11 protein-coding genes are annotated in these 14397 nt (G+C 57.9%); 3 read left to right on the top strand and 8 right to left on the bottom strand.

The features are described 5' to 3' along the window. Positions 1-26 precede the first annotated feature (26 nt). Positions 27-992, bottom strand: coding sequence for a hypothetical protein (locus K227x_RS20360; protein WP_145172404.1), 966 nt, complete (start codon positions 990-992; stop codon positions 27-29). 456 nt (positions 993-1448) lie between these two features. Between K227x_RS20360 and K227x_RS20355 the strand changes: the two genes are divergently transcribed. From K227x_RS20355 to K227x_RS20345, 3 genes are all read left to right on the top strand, one after another. Next, positions 1449-2333, top strand: coding sequence for a DUF1571 domain-containing protein (locus K227x_RS20355; protein WP_145172402.1), 885 nt, complete (start codon positions 1449-1451; stop codon positions 2331-2333). Between the two features lie 151 nt (positions 2334-2484). Continuing rightward, positions 2485-3420, top strand: a complete 936-nt coding sequence (locus tag K227x_RS20350; protein WP_145172400.1) for a putative 2-dehydropantoate 2-reductase — start codon at positions 2485-2487, stop codon at positions 3418-3420. 176 nt (positions 3421-3596) lie between these two features. Beyond that, positions 3597-4799: a glycosyltransferase family protein gene (locus K227x_RS20345; RefSeq protein ID WP_145172398.1), complete on the top strand. Its 1203-nt coding sequence runs from the start codon at positions 3597-3599 to the stop codon at positions 4797-4799. A 1453-nt stretch (positions 4800-6252) separates the two neighbouring features. On the opposite strand, the gene pckA is transcribed toward K227x_RS20345, so the two are convergent. From pckA to K227x_RS20310, 7 genes are all read right to left on the bottom strand, one after another. After that, positions 6253-7839: a phosphoenolpyruvate carboxykinase (ATP) gene (gene pckA, locus K227x_RS20340; protein ID WP_145172396.1), complete on the bottom strand. Its 1587-nt coding sequence runs from the start codon at positions 7837-7839 to the stop codon at positions 6253-6255. Positions 7840-7901: 62 nt separating this feature from the next. Then, on the bottom strand, positions 7902-8945 hold the full coding sequence (locus tag K227x_RS20335) for an NHL repeat-containing protein (RefSeq protein ID WP_145172394.1): 1044 nt from the start codon (positions 8943-8945) through the stop codon (positions 7902-7904). Positions 8946-9052: 107 nt separating this feature from the next. Further along, positions 9053-10072 (bottom strand): DUF1573 domain-containing protein, encoded by a 1020-nt coding sequence (locus K227x_RS20330; protein WP_261343410.1) that lies wholly within the window; start codon positions 10070-10072, stop codon positions 9053-9055. Positions 10073-10135: 63 nt separating this feature from the next. Next, positions 10136-10840, bottom strand: coding sequence for a Maf family protein (locus K227x_RS20325; protein WP_145172392.1), 705 nt, complete (start codon positions 10838-10840; stop codon positions 10136-10138). Positions 10841-10849: 9 nt separating this feature from the next. Beyond that, positions 10850-11491, bottom strand: a complete 642-nt coding sequence (locus K227x_RS20320; RefSeq protein ID WP_145172389.1) for a DUF3467 domain-containing protein — start codon at positions 11489-11491, stop codon at positions 10850-10852. A 304-nt stretch (positions 11492-11795) separates the two neighbouring features. Beyond that, complete coding sequence (locus tag K227x_RS20315) at positions 11796-13367, bottom strand: ABC transporter permease (protein WP_145172387.1); 1572 nt, start codon at positions 13365-13367, stop codon at positions 11796-11798. Then, on the bottom strand, positions 13364-14389 hold the full coding sequence (locus K227x_RS20310) for an ABC transporter ATP-binding protein (RefSeq protein WP_145178182.1): 1026 nt from the start codon (positions 14387-14389) through the stop codon (positions 13364-13366). The genes K227x_RS20315 and K227x_RS20310 overlap by 4 nt, the downstream gene beginning before the upstream one ends. Positions 14390-14397 lie beyond the last annotated feature (8 nt).

The raw sequence follows: 14397 nt of genomic DNA, 5'->3' as shown, positions 1-14397 counted from the left end.
CAGACGGGTGGCCGACGCGTCGACGGTTACTGATACCGCCATTCCGAGTAACGATCGCGGTAACCGTGATGGTTGGACCAAGACCGGCTGCCCGACGCACCGAAATAGCCATACGAATAAGGCGTCTTCCACACTTCGCGGCGACGTGCATTGGGGATCGTTGCGGGCGGTGTTCGAACCTGTTGTTTGACGCGTTGGGCCAGCGTGATCGGCGGCACCGTTAGACCCTGGGGGTTGCCCCCACCATGATGTCCCAATCCGTGATGCCCCAGCCCATGGTGTCCCGATCGCGAATCGTTGCCGCCTTCCGATGGGACGGCGGCAGGCTGACCGCTGGGGGGATACCCCGTGGCCACGCCGGAATGGTCGTGCGCGAAGTGCGGGGATTTCGAACCGGACGAATTTTGGATCGGCTTGGGTGCGGCGATGACATAGTGCGGCAATGCGGGAGGACGCAGAACGTTGACGTTGTCGCCCGGTCCGCTGTCGTAAATCGTTGCCGAAGATGTTTGGATCGTGGGATGCGAAGCCCGTGCATCGTCCATTGGGGGCAGCGAAACGTCGGCATGATCGGCTGACAAGATGGATTCCCCGATCGAATCGTCGACCGTGGGATCATCAAAGAAGGGATCGCGAACAAATTTTACCCGGCGAACGGCCGCTGGGGCCGCTTGGCTATCGCCAGCAACGGCGCGAGAATCGACTTCCCGATCCGAGGTCAAACGAGTGGTTTGGGTGGCACCTGATGTGGACCCGATCGGATCGGCAATCCGGACGGGTGCTGGCCAAACCACTCGTTTGGATTCGATTTCAGCAGCCCGATTTCGCGAGGATTCGTTGTCCGATTGCTGGGACGACCAAGATGTCGTCTGGGCTGGCGCTGGTCGTTGGGTCACGCAGGTCACGACGATGACCGCCAAGCACCAGACGTTTGCACGCATCCAAAGGCCGCGATTGCAGCAAAAACGGGATCGAATGTTCGTCAGGTTCATCGATATCGGCTCCTAAAGGTGTGCGATCCATCGCAGGCGATTCCGATCAGGCAAACTTTAACGATCGCACCGCTTAGGGTTCATCGACGACACCGGATGACGAAGGACACTTATTCCCGACAAAACTTGATTTCGAGATCAAAAAAACTGATCTGGCAGGGCGATCGCCAAACGTTGTACGGTCCTTGTGGATCAAGAATCCGGCGGTGGTCTGATATCACGTGGCTGAACGGATTGGGAATACAGAACGCCAGTTCGTTCAGCGAAGTTTGACGCGGGCTAGGCGGACGAATCCGTATTACCGATTACGCCGAGTTGAGCGATTACAAAAACGCGGCGATCTCGGGACGATCCGATCATCTCGATCGGGCGTCTTTGGCGATAGAAGTACCATCGGGCGGCGAGGATGCTGCCGTAAACCGGAAAGACGCTGTCTACCCAGCACGGAAGCTTGTCATGAATTTTGAACGTCGCCAAATCATCGCGCTCTTCGGATCGCTGTTCGCCACATCGTCCGCACGATCGCTGTTGGCCGAAGATCCACAGTTCGTCGAACCAGTTCACCGCGTGGCGAACGCCGCCAGTATCGAACCAACGCCCAAGCCGGCCGCCTCGCACCCCTTGGACCGAGCACTCGATATCGCTCGCAATGGTCTGACCGGATGCCGCGAAAGCGTCCGTGATTACACCGCACTGTTGGTCAAACGCGAACGTGTCGATGGCACGCTGGGCCAACACGAGTTCATGGAAGCAAAGATCCGCAACCGCAAGGTTTCCGGCGGCAAAGTCGTCCAGCCGCTCAGCGTCTATCTGAACTTCGTCAAACCGACTTCGGTCAAAGGTCGCGAAGTGATCTACGTCGAAGGCCGAAACGATGGCAACATCGTCGCGCACGAAGGAGGCTTCAAAGGCCGTTTCCTGCCGACCGTCACGATTCCCGCCACCGGCATGTTGGCGATGCGGGGTCAGCGGTACCCGATGACCGAGATCGGCGTCGAAAACCTCATCGAAAAGCTGATCGAACGTGGCACCAAGGCTCGCCAACAGCCCGATGTGCAATGCGAGTTCCGCAAAAACGCACGCGTCAAAGACAGTGTCTGTACTGTGTTGCAGGTGACCAGCCCAACCAAGGTGCCCGGCCTAGACTTCTATCAGGCTCAGGTCTTCATCGATGACGCGTTGAACTTGCCCGTTCGCTACATCGCTTACGATTGGCCTGTCCGCGAAGGTGCTCCATTGGAAGTGATCGAAGAGTACAACTACCTGAACTTGAAGGTGAACGTTGGTCTGACCGACGCCGACTTCGACCCGTACAACAAACAGTACAACTTCTACTCGTAATCTGTCGCCCCGCGTCCCGATCAAAAATCCGAACGTCGCGATCTTAGAACCGATATTTTTCTACCCCGCATTTGCAATCGCAAGTGCGGGGTTTTTTGTTGCTGGTTCGTCGAATGTTCAAAAATGGGATCGGACGGCTATAATCAGCGGCATGAAAAAACAACGTTACGCAGTGATCGGTGCAGGGGCTCTAGGCGGACTCTATGGCGGGCTGTTGGCACGCGCTGGATTCGAAGTCCACTTTCTTTTGAACCGTGACTACGACCATGTGATGCAGCATGGATTGCAGATTGATTCCAAATTGGGCGACTTTCATCTTTCCGATGTGCATGCCCATGCCAGCGCCGACACGATGCCGCCCTGTGACGTCACGATCCTGGGGCTGAAGACGACCAACAACGGCCTGCTTCAGGACCTACTGCCCGCCCCGACCCGCGAAGGTGGTTTGGTGTTGGTGCTGCAAAACGGGTTGAACAGTGAATCCGATGCCGCCGCCGTCGTTGGACCGGAAAACGTCTTGGGCGGTTGCTGTTTTCTGTGCAGCAACAAAGTCGGACCAGGGCACATCCGTCACATCGATCAAGGCCGGATCGTGTTCGGCGAATTCGGGGATCGGGCAATCGAGGTCACGCCCCGGGTACAGCGGATTTGCGACGAAATGGTTTCCGCCGGGATCGATGCACACACCACCGACGATCTTCCCAAAACACGTTGGAAGAAACTGATGTGGAACATTCCCTTCAACGGATTGTCGGTCGTGCTGGATGCATCGACCAAAGAACTGGTGGACGATCCCGACAGCGTCGCGCTTGTCGAACAGATCATCCGCGAAGTCCATGCCGGTGCCGCTGCCTGCGGTGTGACGGTGTCGCCCAAGTCCATCGCAACGACGATCGATGTGACTCGGACAATGGTTCCCTACGATAGCAGCATGCGGCTGGATTACCTTGCCAAACGCCCGATCGAAGTCGAGGCCATTTTGGGGAATCCGATTCGTGCAGCGCAGGGTGCTGGGTTTGCGATGCCCCATGTTGAAACTTTGTACCGACAGCTGAAATTTTTGAACCAGCGAAACCAGAACGGGTGACCCGGCGGCGGGCCTGTCGATCGATTTCCCTTACGCATGGGATTTGGGTTGCGGATACGCCCACATGGTCCTTGTCGATGGCATTGGGATTGGTTTTCCGCTAGTGTCGATTGCAAACGCGGGTGGTTTGAATTCCTTATCGCTCGGTAAAGACCTTCACCAAGGACGTTGTTTCGATGCCTGACTTTTACCAGCATGATCTTGTCACCACGATTCACGACCTTCGAACGGGCCAGTTGGACCGGTTGGAAGAAATGCTTCGCTCGGCCACCAAGCAGTCCAAGATCGGACTGGTGCTTCCCGTCACGGCGTCGGACATGCGAGCCGAACCCTTTGACGTGATCGTGCGCGAGTTGATCGAGGCCGACTATATCGACACGATCATCGTTTCCCTTGGCGTAGCCCCCGAACGATCGGACTACGAAGCAACCCTGGCAAAAGTCGCACCGCTGGGATCGCGTGCCCGAGTCCTTTGGACCGATGGTCCCGAGGTCCAATCGTTGTATGGTGAACTGAACGAAGCTGGCATTGCCGTCGACACGCCGGGAAAGGGACGCAGTGTGTGGACCGCGTTTGGTTACCTGTTGGCCGATCCCGATATCGACACCTTCGTGCTGCATGACTGTGACATCGTCGACTACGATCGAACATTGTTGGCGCGACTTTGCATGCCGATGGCACACCCCGCGTTGGATTTTGAATTTTGCAAAGCCTACTACGCACGCGTCACCGACCGGATGCACGGACGAGTGGTTCGGTTGTTGGTCACACCGCTAGTGCGGGCGCTGCGACAGACGTTTCCCGCCAGCGAATTTGTGCAGTTCGTTTCCAGTTTTCGATACCCGTTGTCGGGTGAGTTTTCGTTGACGCGTAACCTGGCCAGGACCAACCGGATTCCCTGCGATTGGGGTTTGGAAGTGGGCACCTTGGCCGAGGTCTATCGCAACACATCGCTGAAACGAGTTTGTCAGACCGATCTGTGTCGACTGTACGAACACAAGCATCAAGAGATGTCTTTAGAGAACAAGAACAGCGGTTTGATCCGCATGGCAACCGACATCCTGACGACGTTCTACCGCACGCTAGCCAGCCAGGGTGTGCAGATGAGCGATGCCAGTTTCATCAGCCTGCGAGCGTCCTATCTACGGACTGCTCAGGATTGCATTCGACAGTACGCTGCCGATGCGCTGATCAATGATTTGAAGTACGACCGACATTCCGAGGAATCGACCATCGATGCCTTCGCCGAATGTGTCACGATGTCGGCCGAGGTGTTCAAGAGCGACCCCAGCGGCACCGACGCGATCCCCAACTGGACCCGCGTCCGCGCGGCGTTCCCAAAGTTTACCGACCGTCTGCGAGACGCAGCCGGCAGCTGAACCACCGCCAACAGTCGTTTAGCCACCTGAACAAGCCCCCGTATCGTTTAACCGCGTGCCCACCGGGCCGCGCGTTTCGGTACGTGGACGCACGGGGCGATGCCCACGCGGTTAAACGATTTGGCGACCTCGGCGTGCTCTCACCTTGTCGTTTAACCGCGTGCCCACCGGGCCGCGCGTTTCGGTACGTGGACGCACGGGGCGATGCCCACGCGCTGAAACGATCTAGCGACCGTGGCGTGCTCTCCCCTTGTCGTTTAACCGCGTGCCCACCGGGCCGCGCGTTTCGGTACGTGGACGCACGGGGCGATGCCCACGCGGTTAAACGATTTAGCGACCGGGGCGTGCTCTCCCCTTATCGTTTAACCGCGTGCCCACCGGGCCGCGCGTTTCCAGGACGTGGACGCACGGGGCGATGCCCGCGCGGTTAAACGATTTGGCGACCGGGGCGTGCTCTCCCCTGGCGTTTAACCGCGTGCCCACCGGGCCGCGCGTTTCGGTACGTGGACGCACGGGGCGATGCCCACGCGGTGAAACGATCTGACGCTCGGGGCGTGCTCTCCCCTGTCGTTTAACCGCGTGCCCACCGGGCCGCGCGTTTCCATGACGTGGACGCACGGGGCGATGCCCACGCGGTTAAACGATCTGACGCACCGGGGCGTGCTCTGCCCTCGTCGTTTAACCGCGTGCCCACCGGGCCGCGCGTTTCCAGGACGTGGACGCACGGGGCGATGCCCACGCGGTTAAACGATTCAGCGACCGGGGCGTGCTCTCCCCCTGTCGTTTAACCGCGTGCCCACCGGGCCGCGCGTTTCAGGACGTGGACGCGCGGGGCGATGCCCACGCGGTTAAACGATTTGGCGACCGGGGCGTGCTCTGCCCTCGTCGTTTAACCGCGTGCCCACCGGGCCGCGCGTTTCCAGTACGTGGACGCACGGGGCGATGCCCGCGCGGTTAAACGATTTGGCGACCGCGGCGTGCTTTCCCCTTGTCGTTTAACCGCGTGCCCACCGGGCCGCGCGTTTCCAGGACGTGGACGCACGGGGCGTTGCCCACGCGGTTAAACGATCTAGCGACCGGGGCGTGCTCTGCCCTTGTCGCTTAACCGCGTGCCCACCGGGCCGCGCGTTTCGGTACGTGGACGCACGGGGCGATGCCCGCGCGCTGAAACGATCTAGCGACCGCGGCGTGCTCTCCCCTGTCGTTTAACCGCGTGCCCAACGGGCCGCGCGTTTCTAGGACGTGGACGCACGGGGCGATGCCCACGCGGTGAAACGATCTAGCGACCGGAGCGTGCTCTCCCCTCGTCGTTTAACCGCGTGCCCACCGGGCCGCGCGTTTCCATGACGTGGACGCACGGGGCGTTGCCCACGCGGTGAAACGATCCTGCGCTGGGGGCGATGCCCACTTGGTGACACGATCGATTCTTGCTTCGCGTGGACTCACCGCGAAACTAGGCTGTGGGGCCGGCACCGCAGATGGCGTCGCTGGCACCTGATTCGAACTGTTTGAAGTTGTTGCGAAACAGGTCTGCCAGACGTCGTGCGGATCCGTCGTACGATTCCCCATCGGCCCACAAATCCTTGGGCCACAAGATTTCTGATGGGACACCCGAACATGACACGGGCACTTCCAAGCCGAACATGGGGTCGGTTCGCGTTTCGCCATCGGCCAATTCACCGCTGTGAATCGCATCGATGATCGATCGCGTGTGTTTCAGACTCATGCGTTTGCCCACGCCGTACGGGCCGCCTGCCCATCCGGTGTTGACCAACCATGTGTTCGCGCCGTGTTTGCGAATCTGTTCGGCCAACAGTTCGGCATACTTCGCGGGGTGCCAAACCAAGAATGCGGCGCCGAAGCACGCGCTGAAGGTTGCCACAGGTTCGTCGATGTTCATCTCGGTGCCAGCCGTCTTGGCTGTGTAACCGCTGATGAAGTGGTACATCGCCTGTTCGGTGGAAAGTTTGGATACCGGTGGCAGCACGCCAAAGGCATCGCAAGTCAGAAAGATGATGTTCTTGGGGTGAGGTCCGACACAGGGGATCTTGGCGTTTTCGATGAAATCGATCGGGTAGGCAACCCGTGTATTCTCTGTGATCGAAGCATCATCGTAATTCACCTCGTGCGTCGTCTCATCAAACACGACGTTCTCCAACACCGATCCATATCGGATGGCATTGAAGATTTCGGGTTCGCTTTCCTGGCTTAGGTGAATCACCTTGGCGTAGCAGCCGCCTTCGATGTTGAAGACACCGTCATCGGTCCAACAATGTTCGTCATCGCCAATCAGCTGCCGTGCCGGATCGGTCGATAGCGTCGTTTTGCCCGTGCCGGATAAACCAAAGAACAGTGTTAGGTCACCGGCATCGGTTTGGTTGGCGCTGCAGTGCATGCTCAACACACCGCGTTTGGGCATCAAGTAGTTCATCACCGTGAAGACGCCCTTCTTCATCTCGCCCGCATACTGTGTTCCCAAAATGACAAACTCGCCCTGTTCGATCGACAGATCGATGCTGGTCGTGCTGGTCATCTGCGCGGTGTAGGGATTGGCCGGGAATGATCCGGCGTTCAAGATCACCACGTCGGGTTCGCCGAATTCGGCCAACTGTTGGTCGGTCGGCCGGATCAGCATGTTGTGCATGAACAGTGCGTGATAGGCACTTTCGGCGATCACACGAACTTTCAATCGGTGTTTGGGATCCCAGCCGGCGAAACCGTCAAACACAAAGATTTGGTCGCGCGTGTTCAGATAGTCAATCGCACGCTGACGATTGATCGCAAACGACCGCTCGGTCAACCGAATGTTGATGTCGCCCCACCAGATGTCGCCCGATGAATCGGGGTGATCGACGATCCGTTTGTCTTTCGGACTGCGGCCCGTCTTGTCACCACTTCGCGTGGCCAGGGCGCCAGAGGCGGCAATCACCGCGTGGCCACCGGTAATCGCAAACTCGTACAGCCGAGCTGGCGTCGCGTTGTGAATGATTTCGGTAGGGTGAAGGCCGTAATGGGATAGGTCGATCGGATTGACGCTCATAGGTGCATATCAAACAAGAGCCTGCGAATGGTAAACGGCAGACAACAAGTTTAGCGCCGACGCTATCGTCTGGCGACCCGGCGACCGCCGCGGTAGGCGGCGATCAGCGCAAAGCCGCATAAAGCGACCATCGTAGTGGGTTCGGGAACCGCCACGACCGCTGTCGTGAACGACACATACAATTGCGGGGATGGCGACAAAGGTGCGGTCGTCGCAAAGAACGAACTCTGCGTATCGAAATGGGTGTTGGTCAGGTAAACCCGCCCGTCTTCACCGCTGGCGACCAGATTTCCCATGGCATCGATGTCGATATCAAACAGATGTGTCGAACTGGTTGCGTCGCTAAACAGAAACGCGTTGACGATATTGCCCGCCGCATCCAGCCGGATGATCGATCCATCGGAAACTACAGCAAAGTAGTTTCCTTGTCCGTCCGAGACGAGACCGCGGAGTGATTCATTGGACGTCGCCGCCGGCAACGTCAATTGATCCAGTCTCAAAAGTGTGGTGGGATCATAAACATTGACAAGGTTTGGGGTGGAGGTCGCTCCCGATGACTCCGTGCCTAAGGCGTACAGCTTTCCGTCCGGGCCAAAGGTCAGGTCATTGGGAATGAAGTCCGTCGCAAACCGCGTCGATGCAAATCCAGACCCTGCGTCAAACCGGATGATGCCTTTGTCTGATCGAGCACCGACTGGCGCATCCGCCACAAAAACCGATTCGCCGATTGCTGCGATTCCGCCCCGACCGGTGGTGTACGCGCTTGCGAAGCCGGAATCCGGCCCCGTTCGATCGGTTTGCGTATTGGTCGCGGTATCGATCGTCGAAAGCGACGGAGTGAAGGTCCCGTTGAAAATATGGGCGTTGCCCAAGACGTCGACCGCAACGTCGCGATGCTGTTCGGTACTTGCCGCTTCGGCGTCGTCGGTGACGCTGAAGGACTGTTCGAACACTCCGCTGAGTGAATACTCGCGAAGGTTGCCGGTGTTCACATCCATGACCAGGATGTTTCCGGGCGTGATGATGGCGGCATCGATGCGTGAACCAAAGCCACTTGCGAAAATCAAGGCGGCCATGATTGCGGTGACACAGAATCGGATCAGCATAAAGGACTCGTGATCGAATAGTCGACTTTTGAGCCAGGGGTGACCCAAGGCGACTATTCTAGTTGATCGCAAGTCGCACTTTGAGCCAAAATGCCAGCTGGATCGAACTAGTTTGCGATCGTCCCGGTGACGATACAGGACGCTGCGCGATCGCCGGGCAGGTCGGTCACGATGCGGATTTCTTGTGAAATCGGCTCGGCCGTACCGTCGCCACTGTAGACCAGCTTGACCAAGTGCAATTTCTTGGACCCAATCGGTACTTCGAACTTGAATCGTTCGTCGGCACATTGCACGTCTTTGATTTCGAAAGGTTCTTCCCCGCGAACGATCAATTTCTTTTCGACCTTGCTGTCCAATTGGGTCGTACCCAAACTGACGGCGGCCGGTGAAACGCTGACCGCTGGTCGGACGCGTCCCGAGATCGACATCTCAGTCGTTGGGAAGCTGCGATCATTGCTGATCAAAGTCAACCGTTCACGAATTTCGCCTTCGGACATTTCGCTGTCCATTCGCACTTGCATGCGATATTGAACTTTCCCAGGGGTACGCTGAGCCGGTTCCAGTCGTACGCGAAGATTGCTGCAGTGGCTTCGGACGTCGATGATTTCCCAGTTCGTGTTGCCGTTGTGCGTGATCAAGATATCACGCTCGCGTTCGGCACCGGCGGGAACTTCGCCAAAGGCAACCTCGGGCGGATCGAAGGTAATGTCGGTCCGAATGAAACCGCTAACCTTCAACTGGACTTCGGCGTACTTAGGCCGATCAAAGACGACCGTGACCGTGGCCGCTTTCTGGCCAATGAACGTGCTGGTGTTGAACTTCGCCACGACGGCGGCGGTTTCGTGCGTCTTCAGCGTGTCTTTTGTCAATGTCGGTGTTGTGCACCCACAACTGGTTCGAACCCCCGAGACGTGAACGTCTTCGTTGTACGGGTTGGTGAATTCAAAATGATATTCGGACTTGGTACCGCGGCCGACGGTGCGGAAGTCATGGGACTTTACCTTGAACATCTTGTCCGCGTAGTTGTCCGCGGATGCGACAGACGCACCTGTGGTCAAACAAGCCATCGCGAAGCCAAGGCCCAGGCCAAGCACAGGCCATCCAAATCGATCGGGTCGCAACATCATTCCATACCGGTGAAAGGGGGAAAGGTGAATATGAACCAGGACCTTTTACTTCAATGCCGCAGTTTAACAATTGCGACGACTCTGCCCCAGCGGTTCGGTACTTCCGGTAATAACGGTTTCGGCTAATGAGTCGAAATTTTCCAGTAATTCTGCCAATCGCTCCATCGGAAGCCCCACCACATTGCTCTCGCTGCCGTCGCCAATGATCGAAAGCCAGTCATTTCCGTCCTGGTATCCGAAGGCGCCCGCCTTGCCTTCCCACAGCATGGTGTCCAGATAATCGGCCAGCATCGGTTCGCTGATCGGTTTCATCATCAGTTCGGTGCGAACGACATCGACCACGCATTTGCCGTGTTTCACGGACCAGACGCAAACGCCGGTGTAGACGTCATGTCGGCGTCCGCTGAGCAGGCGCAGAGTGGACTCGGCGTGTTCCTGGTCGCGAGGCTTTCCTAGGATCTGTCCCACACAGGATGCCACCGTATCGGCGGCGATGATCAGGCCGGTGTCCTTGTCGGCCGTCATGCGCGTCGCGATCTCGGCCGCTTTTCGATAGGCGTATCGAGCCACCATTTCGGGCGCCGTTTCACGACTACACATCCCGCACTCGGCTTCGTCCGATGCAACTTGCACGGTGAACGGATAGCCGGCTGCGGTCATCAGTTGGGCCCGCCGCGGCGATCCGCTACCCAGGACGATGGGTTCGTCGGTCGGCAATCTCGCGCAAGGCAGATTTTGCATCAATGGCAGGTCATTCGAATCGGTCATTGCAATTGCCTAGGCTTCGGGGGGCGGGTTGGCCGGCGGTTCGGGGGATGATTCCGATGACGGATCCGCGGGCGGCGGATTGCCCTGTTGGCGTTGTTCCAACTGTTTGACGGCGCCCTGTAACGATTCCAACAGTCGTGGAACTTGGCCAGCGGCGACGAACACGCGAGCACTGACGGCCGACTGAGGGAAAAAACTGGTCAAGAAATCGAGCCCAAACTCGCTGGCCCCGTGACCGATCATCACACCATTGGCGTACACGCCGCTAAGTGCTTCGTCGGGGATCTTTAGATCGTCATAGATTTCCTGCGGAGTCGGCCGCCGCTGGCCAGGTTTCGGGGGTTGTTGCGGCGGCGGGGTGGGGGCCCCGAATCGTCCCTGGTAAAGGTCCAGGTTTTTTTTCAGTGCCTCGATAAACTGCGGCATGACCGGATGCGGAATCACCACTCGCTTGGCGACTTTGTGCGGGCGGCCGATGGTCTGCAGGAAATCGACGATGTATTCGCTAGGACCCGTCATGACGATCGCACCGGTGCTGAAGCAACCGTCGGCGACGCTGTCTGGCACGCGAGCACGAAGGGCCGGATTGTTGTCCTGCGATTCCGAGGATCCCGAAGGATCTTGCGATGGTGGGGGAAGATCCGATGACATACGACGTTTCGCGTGAAGGGGATAAGAAACTGTGCCGATTTGACGATCACCTAATCGTCGTCGCCCGCTGTGGCTGCATTCTAGGCGCATCCATGGGATGCCCACACCCCAACACGCCGCCGTCTAGGGGCTCCGATTCGATTGCTATCGCCGAATGGAGTTCGGATGCAGCGACGGTCGCCCGAAGTTCTTCCCAGCGGCGATACCAGGTGAATCCCACCACCACGACTTTCGTCCTTGAAGCGACGTCGTTCGTTGGATCGCCATCCCTTGGCCGCGTTGTCACTGCGAGATCTGCAGATCATCAACCTTCTTTTTCCGCTTTGACGAGTTCGGGCGTGGCGATCCGTCTTGGCATCACTAACGACGGTGACAATAAGACCGACGCAAAAAACGACAGCGCGGCCACGACAACCACAATCGAAACGATCGTGTCAAGGTTTCCGCGATTGCCAATTTCCGCCAGCGTCCAAGCCCAGTTCGTGATTTGCCAACCGGAATAAGAAAAGGATCGATAATCGTTGAAGTGCAGGCCGACGGCATAGGGGATCAACGCGGACAGCATCGCCAACGCAATCACCGCCGCGACGCCCACTTCGACGCGTGGGTTGCTGCGAGTTCGGATTAGGGCGACCAGCCAGCGGCTTCCCACCAGGAAAATGATCAGATAGGCGGCGTAAGCGACGCACAACTGCCGCATTGCCATGTACATGACCGGCGGCCCGAACGTCCCGTTGCGAGCACCCAACAAGTCGATCGATATGACAAACCCTGTCGTGATCACAACGATATTGACCACCGAAAAAACCAATCCGCTAGCAGGCCCCGGGGTCAACCAAGTCAGCGTGGCGCGGGCCAGAAGACTGTTGGGAAGTTCACGCCGAATTCGTGGCGTCATCACGGACGATTCAGCGACGATCATCGCGCTGCATAAGGTCCACAAACCGGCCAGGAAGATCGCGAAAAACGTCAACGTTACAAACCCGGCCATCCCCAGCATTCGCACGCCCAACACACCCAGTCCGGCGACTACCGCGCTCAAAATCATCAACGAAACACGTAAATGAGTGGACCGGTTTTCGCTTTCGGGCGTCAACTGTCCGGCGGTTGCCGTCAATAAGAGATGCCCCGCGGTGATCGAGATACCGATCGTTGCCGTCACGACGAACAGCATTTGGTCGGACGTCAATGGGTTGCCTTCCAGGATCATTCCGATCACTAGAAAACCAACCATCCATTCGGCTCCCAGCAGCAACATCATGACGGCCAACAAGGTCGTGATCCGACCGGTTCGCGTCCGCGCAAGCGGTGCCATAAACAAGGCGACGATGGTCAACACCACACCGGCTACCAATAGCATTCCCATCATCAGTAACGTCGTGGGCAAATCGACGCCGCGAAGCGTGTAGGCGTAGGCGACACACGGGAACAGAGCCACAAAGTACAGCAGCATTTGCAACATCGCGCTGGCCAATTTCCCCAGCACGATCTGCCACGGGCTAAGCACGGTGATCGACAATAGTTCCAGCGTGCCGTCATCGATTTCGCCTTCGAGTGAACGGAACGCGGCCAAGGGAACAACAATCAGCATCGGCAAAGCCAACACCAAGTAGTATCCGATCAGCATCCGAGGCGCCGACGGCGACGTATAGATCTGCGGCATCATCGACAAACTGCCGATGATGGTCCACGCTAGCGCGGCCACCAACAACACCGAAAACGTGCCGACAAATTGGCGACTTTTCAGCGCTTGGCGGGTCTCTTTGACCAGGATCGGATTCAACGCGTCACCGATACGTTCGCACCACGCATCGACCCGGTCCATCCGCGTCGGATCGGATGGCGTGGTTGGCAATGTTGTGTCGACAGTGGTCATTGCACCAGCCCTTCGGTGACTTGCAGGAAAACGTCCTCGAGACTCTTTTTGTGGGATTCGATCTCGGCAACCTGAAACCCCTGGCTGACCAATTGAGAGACCAGGGCGGCTTGATCGTGAATGTCACCGGCGAATTCGAACTTGACCAATTGCCCGTCAACGATCAGGCCGGAAACCGTATCGATCGTAGACAGGCATTCGCTAGCAGCGGCAGCCCGATCCAGGATTCGAATCTTCAGTTCGCGGCTGGATTCACGTTGGCGTTGGATGTCGTCGACGCTGCCGGTGGCCAGCAACTTTCCTTGTTCGATGATCCCGACGCTATCACACATTTCGGCCAGTTCGGTCAAAATGTGGCTGCTGATCAAGACGGTTTTTCCGCGATCGGCCAGTTCGCGAATCATCTTTCGCAATTGAATCCTGGCTCGCGGGTCCAATCCGGCTGCGGGTTCGTCCAAGATCATCACCGCGGGGTCGTGAATCAGCGCCCGACCTAAACAAAGACGCTGCTTCATCCCTTTGCTAAGGCCGCGAATCGGCTTTTCAGCCATCCCCTCGGTACCCGTGAAATTCATCACCCAACGTAAACGGTCGGTGCGATGTCGACCGACCAACCCATAGGCGCGAGCAAAAAAGTCTAGGTATTCCTGGCAATTGACATCGCGATAGGTGCCAAACGAATCGGGCATGAACCCCAGTCGACCACGCACCAGTTCGGGGTCGTTGATGACCGAGAAACCATCGACGTAAGCGTCCCCATAACTGGGCAGATCCAGCGTTGCCAGAATTCGCATCGACGTCGTTTTGCCGGCGCCGTTGGGGCCGATGTATCCGAACACATGTCCTCGGCGTACGCTGAACGAGATGTCTTCGACCGCTTTCGTCTTGCCAAAAAAACGATGCAGCCGGCGCAGTTCGATACAGTCATCCGAACCGACATGCACCGGCGTGCCATTGGCACGCCGGGGCGTCGATGCGGATACGGTATCGGTCGCGGTGACCGAGTTCACGTTGTCGTTCATGGTCAAAC

Origin of the sequence: Rubripirellula lacrimiformis (genome assembly GCF_007741535.1) — a bacterium.
Classification (GTDB): Bacteria; Planctomycetota; Planctomycetia; order Pirellulales; family Pirellulaceae; genus Rubripirellula; species Rubripirellula lacrimiformis.
The sequence above is the reverse complement of the archived record's forward strand: the minus strand, read 5'-3'. Positions and strand labels throughout refer to the sequence as shown.